The organism is Fructilactobacillus sanfranciscensis (assembly GCF_029023685.1).
Classification (GTDB): Bacteria; Bacillota; Bacilli; order Lactobacillales; family Lactobacillaceae; genus Fructilactobacillus; species Fructilactobacillus sanfranciscensis.
The window spans coordinates 926,088-944,732 of record NZ_CP118925.1 but is presented as its reverse complement, the minus strand read 5'-3'; the positions used below and the strand labels follow the sequence as shown (position 1 = coordinate 944,732).

The window sequence follows — 18,645 nt, the reverse complement described above, 5'->3', positions numbered from 1 at the left end:
GTCCAGCTAAGTAGCTGGGCTTTTTTGAAAGGTTAATAATTTGTTGAAAAATTATCAAGATGCTGTGGCCTACATTCATTCACGACCACGATTGAAAAAAGAAACAACACAAAGAAGGATTTTGAATCTATTAAATAAACTTGATAATCCACAACGTCAAGTTACCGCAATTCATGTTGTCGGAACAAATGGAAAAGGTTCTGTAGTTGCCTATTTAATGAATTTATTAATGGGAATCAAGCAAAAGGTGGGAACTTTTACATCTCCATTTATGATTCGATTTAATGAGCGAATTAGTATTGATGGGAAACCAATTTCTGATAAAGATTTATTAGCTTTAGTTAATTTTGTAAAACCAGTTATTGAAGAGATTGATAAATCTGATAGTGAACTAGCTCCCTCCGAATTTGAAGTTATAACAGCCCTTATGTATCTTTATTTTGTTCAACAAAAAGTTGATTTGGCAATTGTTGAAGCTGGAATTGGTGGCGAAAATGATTCTACTAATGTTGATGATAAGTCTATTATGACCATCATTACCACAATTGGGATGGATCATATGAAATTATTAGGGAATACGATTCAAAAGATTGCTCGCACAAAAGCTGGAATTATTAAAACAGGAACACCAACAGTTGTAGGCCAGGTTTCAAATGAGGCTTTGGATGAGATTAAAGCAATTGCAACTAAAAAAATCAGTGAATTAGTCATTGCTAACCAAGATTTTTCAGTTAAAGCTAACGGGGAGCAAATGTTTAATTATCAAAGTGCAGATTTGACGATTAACCAAATCAAAATTGAGATGTTAGGTCAATTTGAAATAGAAGATGCTGGAGTTGCAATTGCGGCTTTCATTAAGTTAAACAAAAATAGCTTTAATTTAAATAATGGTCAGATTACTACTAATGTTAAAAGGCAAATTCAAAAGACAACTTGGATTGGAAGAATGGAGTCGATTGATCAAAATCCGTTAACTATTATTGATGGTGCTCATAATGTTCCTGCAATTCAAAAATTAAAAGAAAGTCTTGAGGAATATTCAAAATATCAGATTGATTTAGTGATGGCTGTTTTTGCTGATAAACAATATCAACAAATGCTATCAATTTTGGAATCCATGCCAAATGTTAATTTATATCTAACATCGTTTGTACCAGATGAAAACCGAAAAGTGGCTGATTTTAGTTTTGCAGATGAGAGTCGTGTTAAATATTATCCGCAATGGGAAAAAATTATTAGTGAATTAGAAAAAAAAGATGCTAATATTGCACATAGGATGGTTGTAATTACTGGATCATTATTGTTTATTTCTGAAGTGAGAAAATATTTATTAAAAAAATTAAGGAAAAGCTAAACTTTTCGTTGTTGAATTAAGCCTTAAAAAATTTAACATTATGGTATACTTAGGCTATTAATATAAAAAAACAAAAATAAATAATTATAAAGGGATGAACGTTTTGTTAGGTTTAGGAAATAAAAATATTGGTATCGATTTAGGTACTGCAAATACTTTAGTATACGTTGATGGAAAAGGAATTGTTCTTCGTGAACCATCAGTAGTTGCTAAAAACACTAAGACAGGCGACATTGTAGCCGTAGGTAATGAAGCTCAAGCCATGACCGGAAAAACACCTGCAAGTATTGAGGTTATTCGTCCAATGCGTGATGGAGTAATTGCTGACTATGATACTACTGTATCAATGCTTAAATACTACATAGAAAAAGCATTAGGTGGTCGCGGTAATAAACCATACGTGATGATTTCTGTTCCAAGTGGAATTACTACAGTTGAAAAACGTGCAGTAATTGATGCTGCAAGGGTGGCTGGAGCTCGTGATGCATATGTTATTGAAGAACCATGTGCTGCTGCAATTGGCGCTGGACTTCCTGTAATGAATCCAATTGGTAGTATGGTTGTTGATATGGGTGGTGGAACAACAGATGTTGCAACAATTTCACTTGGTGGAATTGTTTCTTCACGTTCGGTTCGCATGGCCGGAGATAAGTTGAATGAAGCAATCGTTTCTTATATTAGAAAAAACTATAACTTACTCATTGGAATTCCTAGTGCTGAAAGATTAAAAATTGAAGCAGGATCTGCTTCAATCGAAAAAGCAAAAGAAATGGGAAATGAAACTGTTCGTGGTCGTGATTTATTAACTGGTTTACCAAAATCAACTGAAGTTACTGCCGAAGATATTGCAATTGCTATTCATGAGGATTTATTGGAAATTATTGGTGCTATTAAGGATACTTTAGAGGCTACATCTCCAGAAATTTCTGCTGATGTTGTTGACCACGGAATTGTTTTAACCGGTGGTGGTGCATTAATTAAAAACCTTGATGAAGTAATTTCTGACGCTACGCAAGTACCTGTAACGGTTGCACAAGATCCATTGGATTGTGTTGTTAAAGGGACTGGTGAATCACTTAAGAGCATTGAAGTTATGAAGAAAAAATAATTTAAAATAAGCGGGGGTTTCCCGCTTATTTGTTTTATCGTTTTATTGGGGGATTGTTATGCATAAGTTTTTTTCTAGCCGTAACTTAGTTATCTTTGTGGTTGGTTTAGTTGCTAGTGTCGGTTTAATTGGTGGGTCAGCTGCTGTTAGAAATAATCGTGCTATGCCAATATTTATCCAAGAATTTGGAAATGATGTCGTCGGTATAGGTGATCGAGTAATCGCCGTTCCTGCTAATGGAATTGATAAGGTATTTGGGTCGGTTGATAATTTAATCAATACTTATAGCGAAAACAATTATTTAAAATCTAAAGTTCGTCGACTTCAATCTACTGAAGCTCGTAATGAAGCTTTGACTAACGAAAACAAAGATTTAAAAGAACAATTACATTTAAACGAAACTTTAACTGGATATACTGCAATTAATGCATCAGTGCTTGCAAGAACTCCTTCAAATTGGCAACAGCAAATTGTCATTAACAAAGGAGCCCTTGCTGGAATTGAAAAAAACATGTCGGTAATTGTTGATAAAGGTGTGATTGGACGAATTGTTGAAGTTAACAAAACTAACAGTAAAGTCGAACTAATTACTGATAGTGGAGATTCAGCTAGTCATTTTGCGGTTCAAGTTAAAGGAAATAAAACCATGGTTAATGGTTTAATTTCAGGATATAATAACGCTAATAATGAATTGGAAATGGGTAATTTAACTGCAAAGGATAAAATCAAGCGTGGTGCTAAAGTCACGACAAATGGTCTTGGTGGTGTCATTCCTAAAGGACTTTTCATTGGAACAGTTACAGGAGTTTCTAGTGCCGCTGATGGAACTTCAGAACAAATTAACATTAAACCAGCTGCTGATACTAGAAACATTGATGTAGTAACAGTAATTGGTAAGAAATAGTAAGGAGAGCACTGCATATGTTGAAAAAATCTAGACATTATTTGCTCTTTATCATCGGCTTGTTTATCTCCTTTTACTTGGAAGGAGCATTAATGCATGCTTTTCCATATCTATTAGCAGGTAAGTTTCCTATGGTTCCTTATTTAACGGTTACTTGGTTAATTTATACAATTTTATTTAGTGACCGTAAGCAAAATATTCACATATATTGGTGGGCATTTGGAATTGGATTGTTATATGACTCTTATTACATTGGTGTTTTAGGAATCTATACATTTATTTTTCCAATTGTAGTTCTTGTAACAAAACTGATTTTAGAGTACGTTGATGAAAATATTTATAGTTCAATAATGATTTATCTAATTGATATTATTATCGTATTAGTTTTGGGCTATACAGGTGGAAGAATGAGTCATTTAGTCTATTTTTCTGGGATTCATTTTTTTGCCTATGCATTTGGACCAACCCTATTACTAAATTTAGTAATTTTCTTGTTACTCTATTTTCCAATCAGTTTGTTATTTGATAAATATAGAAAATAGGAGCTAATTAATATGAAGAGTGTTGTGTTAAAAGGAACACGAAATGGATTTGAAATTGCACTAGATGATTCCGAGAATTTTGAAACTATCAAAACCGAATTTACAGAACTTCTTGACCAACTCGTACATAGTTCTGATTATTCAGAAAAAAAGGGAATGAAGTTTGATATCATTACTGGTAATCGAGCTTTGTCGGCTGAACAAAAACAAACATTACGTGATATAGTTAATAAAAGAGATAACCTTTTTATTAATGAATTTAAAGCTGATGTTATGTCTAATGATGAAGCTTATCATTTACGCGATGAAAATCGGGTCACTATTATTGATCAAACCATTCATAATGGTCAGGATTTAAAAATTAAAGGTGATGTTCTTTTCCTAGGAAAGATTCATAAAGGTGGAAAATTAATTACTAATGGGAATTTATTTTGCATGGGTAATGTAGATGGAATTGTTCAAGTTGGTTTTCCAGTTGATGAATCTAAATTAGCCGTTGGTAATTTTCATAATGCTCAACAAGTTAGAATTGGTGAACAAATTGAAATCATTGAAGATAATAGAGAAAAAATTTCAGAGGACTTGAGAACAGTTGTTTATGTTAATGGGTTGCATACAATTTCGTATAGCAATCTAGATAATATCAAAGAAATTAGTCCAAAGTTCTTTAGTAGAATTGGAGGAATATAACAATGGGTGAAGCCATCGTAATTACGTCTGGAAAAGGTGGAGTGGGTAAAACTACTACCTCCGCTAATATTGGGACAGCCTTAGCATTAATGGGCAAAAAAGTTTGTTTGATGGATTTAGATATCGGATTACGTAATCTTGATGTTGTTTTAGGTTTAGACAATCGTATCATGTATGATATTGTTGATGTTGCTAAGGATGAAGTGTCTTTAACTAAGGCATTAGTTAAAGACAAACGTTTTGGTGATAATTTCTATTTACTTCCTGCAGCTCAAAATACTGATAAAAATGCGTTAACTGAAGCTGAAGTTAAAAAAATTGTTGATGAGTTGAAACCACAATTTGATTATGTCTTGATTGATTGTCCTGCCGGAATTGAACAAGGATTCTTAAATTCCGTTGCTGGAGCAGATTGTGCAATTATTGTTACGACACCTGAAATTTCAGCTGTTCGTGATGCAGATCGAATTGTTGGATTGCTTGAAAAACATCCAATGAAGGAAGCTCCACGATTAATTATTAATCGAATTCGTCCTAATATGATGGATAATGGTGATGTAATGGATGTTTCCGAAATTACACATCATCTTGGAATTAAATTATTGGGAATTGTTATTGATGATGATCAAGTTATTGCAACTTCAAATCATGGTGAACCAATCGTATTAAATCCTGATAATCCAGCTTCTGAAGGATACCGTAACATTGCTCGAAGAATTCTTGGAGAAACTGTTCCTTTAATGCAAATCAAAGTAAAAAAAGAAAGTTTTTGGAAAAAACTTAAAGGAGCATTTAAGTAATAATAATCATTTCCTTAGAATAAAATCTAAGGAATTTTTATTTTGGAGGAAAATATGCAACAAGAGATAACATCAGGGGTTCGCTTTAATTTTGAAAAGCAAAATAAGTTCAAAAATGTGGCTATTTCAATTGATTTTGTTGAACCATTGGCTAATGATAATTTGGCTGAGCGGACAATGGTTGCTGAAATGATGGAAAATTACAGTAATAAATATAATTCAAAGCTAAAAGTCGCGCGAAAACTCGCAGAATTATATGGAGCACGTTTTGGAACTAATATTTTTAAAGTTGGAGATGTAGTTGTACTAAGAATTATAATTACATTTATTAATGAACATTTTTTGGAAACTAAAATTAATTTAGTGAATCAAATTTGTGACTTTTTACAAGAGATTATTTTTCATCCATATTTAATTAATGGAATTTATCCAGATGAATTGTTTAATTTACAACGTGACAATTTGGTCGATTACTTGAACAATCTTAGTGATAATAAAAAATATTATGCCGCTCGTCAAATTAAAAAAATGTATTTTGCTAATGACCCACAAAACGCCAAATTAATTTTTGGAGATGTTGATAAACTTGCAAATATCACCTCTAAACGCGTAGCTGAATATTATCATGAAATGATTACACATAATGAAGTGTATATTTCAGTACAAGGATCATTAGATGAGAGCCAAATTGCAACTATTCAAGACCATTTTAAATTTTCTCAACGAGCTAATTTAAAAGTTAAATTAAAAACTCGACCAGATCAACGCTCGGTAGTATACAAAACGGAATTGGCCCAACAAAAGCAATCACAATTAAATTTAATGTATCAATTTCCAGTTAGTCTTAAATCCATTGATTATTATGATGCTCTTGTGATGAATTCTTTATTGGGTGGATCTGCTTCTTCTTTAATGTTTTTAAATATTCGAGAAAAAGAAAGTTTAGCATATTATATTTCAAGTAGTTTTAATACGACGCTAGGTTATTTAATGATTCAAAGTGGAATTGATGGGAATCAAGCGGAAAAAGTTCAAGATATGATTAAATCCCAAATAAAAAGATTAATTGATGAAAATTATTCTGAAGGTTTGCTTGATAAAATTAAAACATCGCTAATTTCAAATTATTTAACTAACTTTGATAGTGAACGTAAATTGTTAAATAATCTTTTTATTAATGCCTTAGTTGATAATCAAACTACTAAAAATGATTGGATTGAAGGCATTCAATCCGTTAATAAAAGAAGTATTGCCTTAGTTGCAAAAAAGCTAGAGTTAAAGTCAGTATTTTTATTGAAAGGGGAAGATGATGAATAAAATTAATTATGAACAATTTAACGAATGTGTTTATCAAGAAACCCTTAGTAACGGATTAAAAGTGATTATTAATCCTAAACCTGATTTTAATTCAACCTATGCTAGTTTATCCGTCGATTTTGGCTCAATTAATACCGTGATTAGTAAAAATCAGGGAATAAAGCATTTACCGGCAGGAATTGCGCATTTTATTGAGCACAAACTTTTTGATAAAAAAAATTATGATAGTAGTGATCGATTCGCTAAGTATGGGGCAGAAAATAATGCTTTTACTAGTTTTAATCAAACTAGTTATCTTTTTTCAGCAACGACAGATTTTGATGACAACTTTAAAACATTGTTGGATTTAGTAGAAAATCCATATTTTGACGAGCAAAAAATAATTAAAGAACAGGGAATTATAGGACAAGAAATAATGATGTATCAAGATGATCCTAGTTCTAGGATTTATTTTGATACAATTGCGAGTTTATATAGTGAATCACCGTTAAGCTTTGACATAGCGGGAAGCAAATCGTCAATTTTTAAAATCACACCAGAGGAACTTTATGATACTTATCATCAATATTATGTTCCTAATAATATGACGTTGGTTGTTGTGGGAAAAGTTGATGTTACTAAGATAATCTCTGAAGTAAAGGGACATTTTTTAAATTTAACCACTAATAATTCAATCGAAAATCTAAAAAAAATCGTAAACCAAGAAATTGAAAATTCTCTAGTTATTCCATATAAAAAAACAACGATGAAACTTTCAACCCCTAAAGTTGGTCTTGGAATTCGGGGACCACAAATCAATTTTTTTGGAAGAACATTTTCACGTTATGAACTATCGTTAGGCATGTTTTTGGAATTAATATTCTCAGAAGATTCTGATATATATCAACGATTATATGACAATCAAATTATTAATGATTCTTTTGGATTTGATTTTGATATTGAAGATGGGTATCAATTCTTGATTTTTGCTGAAGATACTAAAAAGACAGAAAAATTTTGTGATATTATTTTAGCTGAAATTAATGATTGTTTAGTTAATCCAAAAAAAATTGAATCACAATTTGAATTAATCAAAAATGAAGAAATTGGCGATCATTTTGCTTTGATGGATTCAATTCCAGGAATTGCTAATCAAATGGGAGATCGGTTGAACGATTTTACCAATGTATATGATGAAGTAGAAATCATTAAGAATTTATCTTTTAATGAAATCATTGATGCAGCAAAAAACTTTTTTGAAAATAGTCAGACCACTAGAAACGTGATTATTTAAGATAAACTAAATTTTTTATCGCTTTCATTGTGATATACTGACAATAATTAAATGAATTGGAGTTGAAAAAATGACAGAAGAAAATTTAAACCCAAAGATGAATATTGGGGAGAAACTAAAATCTGCCAGAGAAAAGGCTGGACTTTCAATTGATGAAGTTCAAAAAGACACTAAGATTCAAAAAAAATATTTAGTGGCAATTGAAAATGATGATTTTGAAGCCCTTCCTGGTAAATTTTATGTTAGAGCTTTTGTTAAAACCTTTGCTAACGCTGTTGGTTTAAACGGTGATAAATTTGTTGAGGATTACTTGCCAAATAATAATGTTACTGGTGAAGTTAAGTCTGATGCTAAGCCAGTTAAAGATCAAGCACTCACAGCTTCTCGGGTTGTTCGTCCAACATCAACAGAAACCAAAGCTAAAATGGACTTTCGTAAGTATTTACCACTAGGTGTGATTGCAGTAATTGTGGTTATCGTACTGGTCGTAGTAGGGTTTGCGGTTGTTAAAACCCATAATGATAGTAGTGATTCTGCACCAACAAACTCAAAAGTGACTGTTTCTAATGATGATGTAAAAAAGAAACCTGCAAAGAAAAAAGTAACAAAGAAAACTACCTTGAAAAAAGGTGAGACTAAGGTTGAACCAGTTAAAGATAGTACTTCTGACTTTACAGTACAGACAGGTGATGATACTTCAAAATTAGAATTGAGTGCTACTCGATTTACTACAGCTAGTGTTAAAATTAATGGAAACCAAGTTTGGACAGGTAGTTTAACTCCAACTGTTGGCCATTCTGTTGACATTCCTAAAGACGCTAAAGAAGTAAATATTTCATTGAACAATGCGCCAATTTCTAGTGTTAAATTGAATAATAAAGCGGTTGTAATGTCTGCACCAGCACAAGGTCAAAGTGCTACTCAAAGACAAATGAATCTTAAATTTAACAACTAGTTTTGTTACAAAGTAACGATCTGTTGAAAAATGGGTCGTTTTTTCTTTAATAAAGAAAGGAACTTTAAAAATGAATTTACCAAATAAATTAACCATGTTTAGAATTTTCTTAATTCCAGTATTTTTGATATTATTGGCTGTTCCAATGGATTTAGGTAGCATTATGTTGGCAGGAACTTTGATTCCAATTGCTCAATTGTTAGCGGCATTTGTTTTTATTATTGCTTCTCTAACTGATTTTGCAGATGGTCAAATTGCACGTCGGCAACATTTAGTTACTAATTTTGGCAAATTCGCTGATCCCTTAGCAGATAAAATGCTTGTAATGACGGCTTTCATTATGTTAGTTGGTAGTGGAAATGAAAACGTTGCTGCCTGGATTGCTGCAATTATTGTTTGTCGTGAACTTGCTGTAACTGGATTACGATTAATTATTGTTCAAAATGATGGAGAAGTAATTGCTGCTGCTTGGTCTGGTAAAGTAAAAACATTCTTTGAAATGATTACAATTATTATTTTATTATTGAACAATGTTTTCTTTGACAATATAGATATTCCTGCTGGCCAAATTTGCTTATATATTTCATTAATTGCTGCGGTTTATTCAGGAATTGAGTATTTTTATAAAAATCGAAAAGTATTTTCCGATTCATTTTAATTAGGGAGATATTGGGGTATGAATGCAGAAATAATTACTGTTGGAACAGAAATTTTACTTGGTGAAATTGTTGATACTAGTTCAGCATTTATTGCCAGAAGATTAGCTAATCTCGGAATTGATGTTTATTTTGAAGACACAGTTGGTGATAATTATGATCGTTTAGAGTCAACTATCAGTTTGGCCGAAAGTCGGAGTGATTTAGTTGTTTTAACCGGAGGACTTGGTCCAACGGAAGATGACATTACAAAAATATCTTTGGCACAACATTTAGGACTAGATTTAGAAATTGATAAAAAGGCATTAAAAAAAATTAATGATTTCTATGCAACATATGCTCTTGGAAAACCAAGCAATGCTGATATGATGGCTAAACACATTGAAGGCGCTGAAATCTTACCAAATGAAAAAGGTTTTGCTGTCGGAATGTTTTTAAAAACTGACGCATGTGATTATTTGGTATTACCAGGGCCACCAGTAGAAATGCGATATATGTTTACTAATTTTGCTATGCCAAAATTAGCTAAATTAACCAGCGGTAGTTCATTAATTGACTCACGCGTACTTCGTTTCTTTGGAATTGGCGAAACTGAATTAGAAAAGGATTTAAAAGAACTAATTGATAATCAAACTAATCCAACCCTTGCAACTTACGCTAAATGTAATGAAGTAACTCTTCGAATCACTGCTAGTGGAGAAACTAAGTCTGAGATTAAAGAATTAATTGACAACATGGAAAAGCGTGTCTTAGCGATTGTTGGTCAATATTTCTATGGTTACGGAGATAATAACTCCCTTGAAAAAGTTGTAGTTAATTTGTTAAAAAACAAAGAATTATCAATTACAGCTGCAGAATCATTAACAAGTGGAATGTTCCAAAGTCGGATTGGAAATGTTTCAGGAGCGTCTGAGGTATTCCCAGGTGGCTTCGTAACTTATTCTGCCGATGCTAAAGAACAATTATTGAATATTCCAACTGAGATAATTAAAAAATACGGGGTTGTTTCTTCTGAAACTGCCGAATATATGGCAAAGAATTCCAAAGATAAAATGAAAACTGATATTGGGGTTTCATTTACTGGGGTTGCTGGACCAGATAGTTTAGAAGGACATCTTGCTGGATTTTTCTGGGTTGGTTTAGCGTTACCAAATGGTCAAGTAATTACTAAAAGTGTTAACTTTGCAAAAGCGAGAAATGAAGTTCGTGATTATGCAACTAAGACAGGATTTAAATTAATATATGACAATTTAAAGTGATTTACAAAAAAGGATAACAAAAATGTTATCCTTTTTTGGTATACTTAGTTGACACTTAATTTTTTTAACATTAAACTTAAAAGGTGGTCGGTTTTTAAACTGACTTTAAATCAAGAATTAATTAAGTGGTACGGAGGAAAAATGATGGTTTTTGCTATTATTGGAAGCGCCGCTATCGCTATAATTGTTGGATTTTTAATTGGTCAAAATACTCATAAACGGGTAGTTGAAAAGAAATTAGATGCTGCTCACAAAAATGCTAATGATATTATTTCTGATGCAGAGAAGAAAGCAAAGAGTGCTTTAAAAGAGGCTATTTTAGAAGCTAAAGAAAAAGGTAATGCTTACCGTTCTCGTGTGGAAAAAGATCTTAAAAAGCGTCGTGCTGATATTCAACGTCAAGAAGATCATCTATTAAAGCGTGAAGAATTATTAGATCGTAAAGATCGAGCATTTGAAAAGCGTGAGGATAATCTTAATCGTCAGGAAGAAAAAATTAGCAATGAGAAAAAAGTCTTGGTTAAGAAACAACAAGATGCAGATGCACTTATTGAAAAAAGGCAAGCAGAGGTTACTAAGGTTTCTTCCTTAACACAAGAAGAAGCTAGAGATTTAGTAATCGAAGAAACTAAAAAGGGTCTCGCTGATACAAGAGCTCAAATGATTAAACAAAATTACGAAGCAGCTAAAAAAGAATCTGTTCGTGATGCCAAAAATTTAATTGTTGAAGCTTTGCAACAAAGTTCAGCTGACATTGTTTCTGAGACTACTGTATCAGTTGTTACTCTTCCGAATGATGATATGAAAGGTAGAATCATTGGTCGTGAAGGTCGCAACATTAGAACGTTTGAAACACTTACAGGAATTGATTTAATTATCGATGATACTCCTAATGCGGTTGTTTTAAGTGGGTTTAACCCTGTTAGACGTGAAATTGCTAAAATGGCGCTTGAAAAGCTGATCAAAGATGGTCGTATTAATCCAGCTCGAATTGAAGAAATGATTGAGAAAAGTAAAAAAGAACTCAATCAATTGATTCAAGAAACTGGTGGAAATGTGATTTTTGATTTAGGAATTCATTCTATGAATCCTGATTTAGTTAAGTTAGTCGGACAATTAAAATATAAGCTTTCTTATGGGCAAAATGTTTTATCACGTTCAATTCAAGTTGCCAAGTTAGCTGGAGTTTTTGCAGCCGAATTAGGTGAAGATGTTACATTAGCAAAGCGCGCTGGATTATTACATGAAATTGGAAAGGCTTCTTCAAACGTAACGGATGAATCTTATGTAGATGCTGGAATTGATATCGCCAAAAAATATGGTGAAGATCCAGTTGTAATTGATTCAATTCGTTTAGGTGAACCTGGTAGTGAACCACATAGTATGGTTGCTGAACTAGTTGAAGTTGCTGATCGAATTTCGATTGCAAGACCGGGAGCCAAAAGTGACTCCCTTGAAAGTTTTGTTCATCGTTTGGAAAAACTGGAAGATATTAGTAACAGTTTTTCAGAAGTTGAAAAGAGTTATGCTGTTCAAGCTGGACGTGAAATTAGAGTAATTGTTCAACCAAATAAAATTTCTGATTTGCAAGCTATCGTTTTGGCACGAGAAATCAAAGATAAAATTGAGAATGAAATGGATCATCCTGGTCACGCAAAAGTGACGGTTGTTCGAGAAACACGTACAGTTGATTATGCAAAATAAAAAGACCCGTTGTGGTCTTTTTTTATTTTGCTTTTTTCCATGGTAAAATAGATATATATAAGTAAATTAGAATGGCGGAGAAAAAATGCAAATTTTGTTTGTTGGTGATGTAGTTGGCGAAATGGGAATGGGAATGGTAGATCAATATTTACCATTATTAAAAAAAGATTTAAAACCCCAGCTAACAATTGTAAATGGTGAAAACGCAACTAAAGTCGGTCGTGGAATTAATGAAAAGCTTTTTAAGCAAATTATGAAGGACGGAGCGGATGTGGTTACATTAGGTAATCATGCTTGGAATAACGCTGACATTTTTGATTTTATTGACGATACGAAAAAACTAGTTCGACCACTAAATTATCCAGGTAAAGATGTACCTGGAAATGGTTATTGTGAATTAAACATTAATGGAGTTAAAGCGGCTGTGATTAATTTGCAAGGACGAATTTTCATGGAAGAAACCGATGATCCATTTGCAAAAATTGACGAATTGATTATGCATTTAAAAGCAGAAAAATTCACAGTTATTTTTGTTGATATGCATGCAGAAACCACAAGTGAAAAAAAAGCAATGGCAATGTATCTTGACGGGAGGGTTTCAGCTGTAGTTGGGACGCATACCCATGTGCAAACTAATGATGCACATATCTTAAAAAAAGGAACAGCATTTTTAACTGATGTTGGAATGACTGGTCCTGATGACGGTGTGATTGGAATGCAATATGAACCAGTCATCAATAAGTTTTTAACTTCTCGTCCTAATCGTTTTGAAGTAGAAACAAACGGTGACGGAATTTTATCAGCTTGTTTAATTGACGTTGATAAGAAAGATGGACATGCTAAAAAAATAAGACCAATTATGATTAGTCAATATCAACCATATCAAAGTTAACTTTAAGGAGGATTCGATGGCAAAAAAGAATACAGCCATGATGGAACAATATCAAAAAATCAAGGACCAATATCCCGATGCTTTTTTGTTTTATCGAATTGGCGATTTTTATGAATTATTTAATGAAGATGCAGTTAAGGGTGCACAACTTTTAGAGTTAACTTTAACCGCACGAAATCATAAGGCCGAAAATCCAATTCCAATGTGTGGGGTTCCACATAAAGCTGCACAAGGATATATTGATACTCTGGTTGACCAGGGATACAAAGTTGCGATTTGCGAACAAGTTGAAGACCCTAAGTTAGCTCAGGGGATGGTTAAACGAGAAGTTATTCAATTAGTAACTCCCGGTACCCAAACTGACAATAATTCGGAAACAGCTAAAGATAATAACTATTTAGCAAGTGTGGTTTATAGTGCCACACTTGATCAGTACGGATTTTCTTACATTGAACTTTCAACTGGTGAATTAAAGGTTACGTTATTGGATAGTGCGGATGCTGTTTTGAACGAAGTAATCAATCTTAGTTCAAAGGAAATTGTTGTTGATGATAGTATCAGTACTAACTTAATCGATAATTTCAAAAAATTAGGAATTTTAATTTCCCCACAAAATTCAGTTGATGAAGAAAACGGTAGTGAAATTATCACTAATATTGATAATGAATTACTCCGTTTATCATTGAATGTTCTCTTAAGTTATGTAGCAGAAACGCAGAAACGCAGTCTTTCTCATATTCAACCAGCTCGTCAATATCAACCTAATTCATATTTAAAAATTGATCATAATTCACAATATAATCTGGAATTATTGAAAAATATTCGTACGGGCAAAAAATCTGGAACTTTACTCTGGGTGGTGGATGATACCAAGACCGCAATGGGCGGACGTAAATTAAAACAATGGGTTGAACGGCCTTTGATTAAGCAAAAAGAGATTGAAGCTCGGCAAAGCTTGGTTGAAACGTTATTAGATAATTATTACGAAAGAAATGAATTACGTGAAGCCTTAATTAAGGTTTATGATTTGGAGAGATTGGCTGGAAGGATCTCATTTGGTGGGGGAAATGCACGCGATTTGATTCAGCTAAAATCATCATTAGATCAAATTCCTAAAATTAAACATGTTTTAAATCAATTGGACACTCCAGAATTTCAACAAATCTATGAAAGATTAGATGATGTTCATGATGTTTATCAGTTAATTGACGAAGCTATCGTAGAAGATGCACCAATCTCAGTAAAAGATGGTGGCATCATTAAACATGGGTACAATGATCAACTTGATAAATATCGCGATGCAATGCAAAATGGGAAGAAATGGTTAGCTGATTTAGAAGCGAAAGAACGTCAATTAACTGGGATTTCTAATTTGAAAATTGGCTATAATCGAGTGTTTGGATACTTCATTGAAGTTACTAAAGGAAACATTGCAAAACTCGATGATTCTCGTTACAACCGAGTTCAAACATTAACTAATGCAGAACGTTTTTCAACCCCAGAATTAAAGGCCAAAGAATCTTTAATTTTAGAAGCCCAAGAAAAATCACGTAGTTTGGAATATGAAATTTTTGCTAAAATTCGAGAACAAATTAAGCAACAAATTCCCCGCGTGCAAAAACTAGCTAGTGGAATTTCTAGCATTGATGTCCTCCAAAGCTTTGCAACGATTAGTGAACGAGAACAATTTGTAAAGCCCAAGTTTAATCATGATAAGTTACTCAAGTTAATTAATGCTCGTCATCCAGTGGTTGAACAAGTGATGGGTTCACAAAAGTATGTGCCAAATGATGTTTTAATGGATGCAAAGACTAAAATTCTTTTAATTACTGGTCCCAATATGTCGGGGAAAAGTACTTATATGCGCCAACTCGCTTTAATTGTAATTTTGGCGCAAATGGGTTGTTTTGTTCCAGCCGAATCAGCTGTGATGCCAATTTTTGATCAAATTTTCACGCGAATTGGAGCAGCCGATGATTTAATTTCTGGTAAGAGTACTTTCATGGTAGAAATGAAAGAAGCTAACCAAGCTATTCAAAATGCGACAGAAAACAGTTTGATTTTATTTGATGAACTAGGTCGAGGAACCTCAACGTATGATGGGGTAGCGTTAGCGCAGGCCATTATTGAATATATACATGATAAAGTACATGCTAAGACCATGTTTTCGACCCATTATCATGAATTAACTGGGTTAAGTGATGAATTAAAACAACTAAAAAATGTACACGTAGGGGCTTCAGAAAAAGATGGTCACTTAGTTTTTCTTCATAAAGTTCTTGATGGGGCGGCCGATAAATCATATGGAATTAACGTGGCTCAATTAGCTGGACTTCCAACTGATTTATTGGCACGGGCCCAATCGGTGTTAGATCATTTTGAAAATAATGATGAAGAGACCGGAAAAAATGCTAATTTAGCAATCACTCCTGAATCAGTTTCAGTTGAAACAGAAGCTGCTGAAGAACAACAATTGGAACTATTCAAAGTTGAAACACAACCTGCAGAAAAAAGTAATTTAAGCAAAAAAGAAACTAAAATCATGAATGAAATCGAGAAAACTGATTTAATGAGTTTAAATCCAATGGAAGTTATGAATTTAGTTTATCAATGGAAACAAAAATTAAACGAAAAGTAAGGAGGAACTGAAATGGCGCAAATCCATCAATTATCAAATATTTTATCTGATCAAATTTCAGCTGGTGAAGTAATTGAACGACCTGCTTCAGTAGTTAAGGAATTAGTTGAAAATTCAATTGATGCTGGTAGTAGTAGAATTGACGTTGAAATTACAGAAGCTGGTCTAAAACAAATCAAAATTACTGATAATGGGAGCGGAATTGCCCCAGATCAAGTTCAACTTGCTTTCAAACGATTTGCAACTAGTAAAATTAATAATCAAGCTGATTTATTTAAGATTCATTCTTTAGGGTTCCGTGGTGAAGCACTTCCTAGTATTGCTGCAATTTCAGATATCACGATGAAAACTTCTGATGGTGAACATGAGGGTAGTGAAATTCATATTCATGGTGGTAAATTAGTGCAACAAGGACCAGCGGAAATTCGACGAGGCACTACAGTTGAAGTCAATGAGTTGTTTTTTAATACCCCCAATCGATTAAAATATTTAAAATCAACTGCTACGGAATTAAGTAAGATTACCGATATTGTTAATCGTTTGGCTTTGAGTCATCCAGAGGTAGCCTTATCGTTACAGCATAACGGACGAGAATTATTACGCACTTCTGGTCGAAATAATATGCAACAGGTAATTGCGGGAATTTATGGTAATCCTAGCATGAAAAAAATGATTTCAGTTGAAAATGAGAATAGTAAGTTTAAACTAACTGGATATACCAGTTTGCCTGAATTAACACGGGCCAGTCGTAAGTATATTTCAGTAATTATTAATGGTCGTTTTGTAAAAGACTATGCTTTGAATCATTCCATTATTGATGGATATGGTTCAAAATTGATGGTGGGACGTTATCCAGTTTCAGTGATTAGCGTCGAAATGGATCCTAGTCTAATTGATGTGAACGTGCATCCGACTAAGCAGGAAGTTAGATTGTTAGATAGTCGAGAATTAAGCGATTTTATTTCAAAGTCTATTTACGCTTCTTTAAGTCAACGAAATTTGATTCCTGATGCTTTGGATAATCAATCTTTAAAACGGGGACTTTCAGAACACAATACGATGGAAGTGGCGTTAAATTTTGATGAATTAGAAAAGCAAACTAATGACACTGAAACGTTAACGAGTTCGATTGAAATTGATCGCACTGTTGGTCAAATTTCATCAATTAATGCGAAAAAAGAAAAACTAAATGCCGAACCAGTAATGATTAAAACTAAGTCTGACTTAGTTAATTCTGATGTTGAAACATTCAAAAATTATTATTTAAATGAACGTCCCGAACTACCATTTGGTAACGCAGAACAACATGACGAAACAGAACGTTTCCCTCGGTTACGCTTTATTGGGCAAGTTCACGGAACTTATTTGATTGCCGAAAGTCATGATGGAATGTATATTGTTGATCAACATGCTGCTCAAGAACGGATTAATTACGAAAAGTTTCGTAAACAAGTTGGTGAGATTTCAACTGATGAACAGAATTTATTAGTTCCAATTGTACTTGATTATCCTGCAAGTGATGCGATGGCAATTAAAGGACGATTCGATTTGCTTGAGTCAGTGGGTATTAAACTTGAGCCGTTTGGCAACAATAGTTTTGTGATTCGCCAACACCCGACTTGGTTTGAAAAAGGTCAAGAAGAAAAGACCATCAGAGAAATGATTGATTGGGTGCTTAAAAATGACAAGCTTTCAACGGCTTCCTTTAGAGAGCAAGCAGCAATTATGACCAGCTGTAAGCAGGCTATAAAAGCCAATCATCATTTGGACCACAAACAGGCTCAGGCTCTTTTAGATAATTTGCATAAATGTGAAAATCCATTTAATTGTCCCCATGGTCGACCAGTGTTAATTCATTTTTCTCCCAGTGATTTACAAACGATGTTTAAGAGAATTCAAGACCCCCATGAATCAGATGGATGGGAATAAAAACGAAATGAGTGATGATTGATGTACGAATATTTATATGGAGAATTGACAGACATTTCAGACCGTTATATTGTCATTGATGTTAACGGAGTAGGATATTTAGTTAATGTAGCTAATCCTTATCACTTTGAAACAGACATTCATACTAAGAAAAAAATTTATGTCCATCAAAGTGTAACTGATTCATCAATGACCTTGTATGGTTTTGAAACTTTAGATGATAAACAGCTTTTTGAACAGCTTCTTAATGTTTCTGGAATTGGATCAAAGAGTGCGCTAGCTATTATGGCAGGTAATGACAATACTGGTTTAATTAATGCCATTAAGACCGAAAACGTTAGTTTCTTAGTTAAGTTTCCAGGAATCGGAAAGAAAACGGCTCAACAAATTATTTTGGATCTTAAAGATAAGATTGATAAGAATCTCCAATTAGATTTGAATATTCGTGAAAGTAACCCTATTGTCGGTCAAAATCCAAAACTTGACGATGCATTAAACGCATTGGAAGCATTAGGCTTTACACATAAGAGTGTTGAAAAAATTCAGTCTAAATTAGCTGCTTTAGATGAAAGCACAACTACTGATCAATATATTAGTAATGGGTTGAAAATGTTAACTAAGTAA

At 33.2% G+C, this 18,645-nt stretch carries 16 protein-coding genes; all 16 read left to right on the top strand.

What is annotated here, in order from left to right; genetic code table 11:
- Positions 1–43: 43 nt before the first annotated feature.
- The 16 genes from PY770_RS04805 (at position 44) to ruvA (ending at position 18,645) form a co-directional block, all read left to right on the top strand.
- A complete protein-coding gene (locus PY770_RS04805; RefSeq protein ID WP_014082180.1) occupies positions 44–1,354 on the top strand; it encodes a bifunctional folylpolyglutamate synthase/dihydrofolate synthase in 1,311 nt (436 codons plus the stop codon).
- Positions 1,355–1,457: 103 nt separating this feature from the next.
- Positions 1,458–2,462 carry a rod shape-determining protein gene (locus PY770_RS04800; protein ID WP_163600872.1) on the top strand — a complete coding sequence of 335 codons (1,005 nt, stop codon included), beginning with the start codon at positions 1,458–1,460 and terminating at the stop codon, positions 2,460–2,462.
- 58 nt (positions 2,463–2,520) lie between these two features.
- On the top strand, positions 2,521–3,366 hold the full coding sequence (gene mreC / locus PY770_RS04795; RefSeq protein ID WP_103423080.1) for a rod shape-determining protein MreC: 846 nt from the start codon (positions 2,521–2,523) through the stop codon (positions 3,364–3,366).
- 17 nt (positions 3,367–3,383) lie between these two features.
- Positions 3,384–3,908, top strand: a complete 525-nt coding sequence (gene mreD, locus PY770_RS04790) for a rod shape-determining protein MreD (protein ID WP_103428459.1) — start codon at positions 3,384–3,386, stop codon at positions 3,906–3,908.
- A gap of 12 nt (positions 3,909–3,920) precedes the next feature.
- Positions 3,921–4,598, top strand: coding sequence for a septum site-determining protein MinC (locus PY770_RS04785; RefSeq protein ID WP_163600873.1), 678 nt, complete (start codon positions 3,921–3,923; stop codon positions 4,596–4,598).
- A gap of 2 nt (positions 4,599–4,600) precedes the next feature.
- Positions 4,601–5,398 carry a septum site-determining protein MinD gene (gene minD / locus PY770_RS04780; protein WP_163600874.1) on the top strand — a complete coding sequence of 266 codons (798 nt, stop codon included), beginning with the start codon at positions 4,601–4,603 and terminating at the stop codon, positions 5,396–5,398.
- 54 nt (positions 5,399–5,452) lie between these two features.
- Positions 5,453–6,715 carry an EF-P 5-aminopentanol modification-associated protein YfmF gene (gene yfmF / locus PY770_RS04775; RefSeq protein WP_056957475.1) on the top strand — a complete coding sequence of 421 codons (1,263 nt, stop codon included), beginning with the start codon at positions 5,453–5,455 and terminating at the stop codon, positions 6,713–6,715.
- On the top strand, positions 6,705–7,988 hold the full coding sequence (gene yfmH, locus PY770_RS04770) for an EF-P 5-aminopentanol modification-associated protein YfmH (protein WP_225362109.1): 1,284 nt from the start codon (positions 6,705–6,707) through the stop codon (positions 7,986–7,988). Before yfmF ends, yfmH begins: the two co-directional genes overlap by 11 nt.
- 70 nt (positions 7,989–8,058) lie before the next feature.
- On the top strand, positions 8,059–8,943 hold the full coding sequence (locus PY770_RS04765; protein ID WP_163600875.1) for a helix-turn-helix domain-containing protein: 885 nt from the start codon (positions 8,059–8,061) through the stop codon (positions 8,941–8,943).
- 70 nt (positions 8,944–9,013) lie between these two features.
- On the top strand, positions 9,014–9,601 hold the full coding sequence (gene pgsA / locus PY770_RS04760) for a CDP-diacylglycerol--glycerol-3-phosphate 3-phosphatidyltransferase (protein WP_041817852.1): 588 nt from the start codon (positions 9,014–9,016) through the stop codon (positions 9,599–9,601).
- An 18-nt stretch (positions 9,602–9,619) separates the two neighbouring features.
- Entirely contained in the window at positions 9,620–10,858 is a 1,239-nt protein-coding gene (locus tag PY770_RS04755; RefSeq protein WP_275045826.1) for a competence/damage-inducible protein A, read from the top strand.
- A gap of 144 nt (positions 10,859–11,002) precedes the next feature.
- On the top strand, positions 11,003–12,562 hold the full coding sequence (rny, locus tag PY770_RS04750) for a ribonuclease Y (protein ID WP_139554804.1): 1,560 nt from the start codon (positions 11,003–11,005) through the stop codon (positions 12,560–12,562).
- A gap of 85 nt (positions 12,563–12,647) precedes the next feature.
- Complete coding sequence (locus tag PY770_RS04745; protein ID WP_139562212.1) at positions 12,648–13,454, top strand: TIGR00282 family metallophosphoesterase; 807 nt, start codon at positions 12,648–12,650, stop codon at positions 13,452–13,454.
- Between the two features lie 16 nt (positions 13,455–13,470).
- Positions 13,471–16,092, top strand: a complete 2,622-nt coding sequence (mutS, locus tag PY770_RS04740) for a DNA mismatch repair protein MutS (protein ID WP_014082167.1) — start codon at positions 13,471–13,473, stop codon at positions 16,090–16,092.
- A gap of 12 nt (positions 16,093–16,104) precedes the next feature.
- Positions 16,105–18,021, top strand: coding sequence for a DNA mismatch repair endonuclease MutL (gene mutL / locus PY770_RS04735; protein ID WP_103428469.1), 1,917 nt, complete (start codon positions 16,105–16,107; stop codon positions 18,019–18,021).
- 21 nt (positions 18,022–18,042) lie between these two features.
- Positions 18,043–18,645, top strand: coding sequence for a Holliday junction branch migration protein RuvA (gene ruvA, locus PY770_RS04730; protein ID WP_014082165.1), 603 nt, complete (start codon positions 18,043–18,045; stop codon positions 18,643–18,645).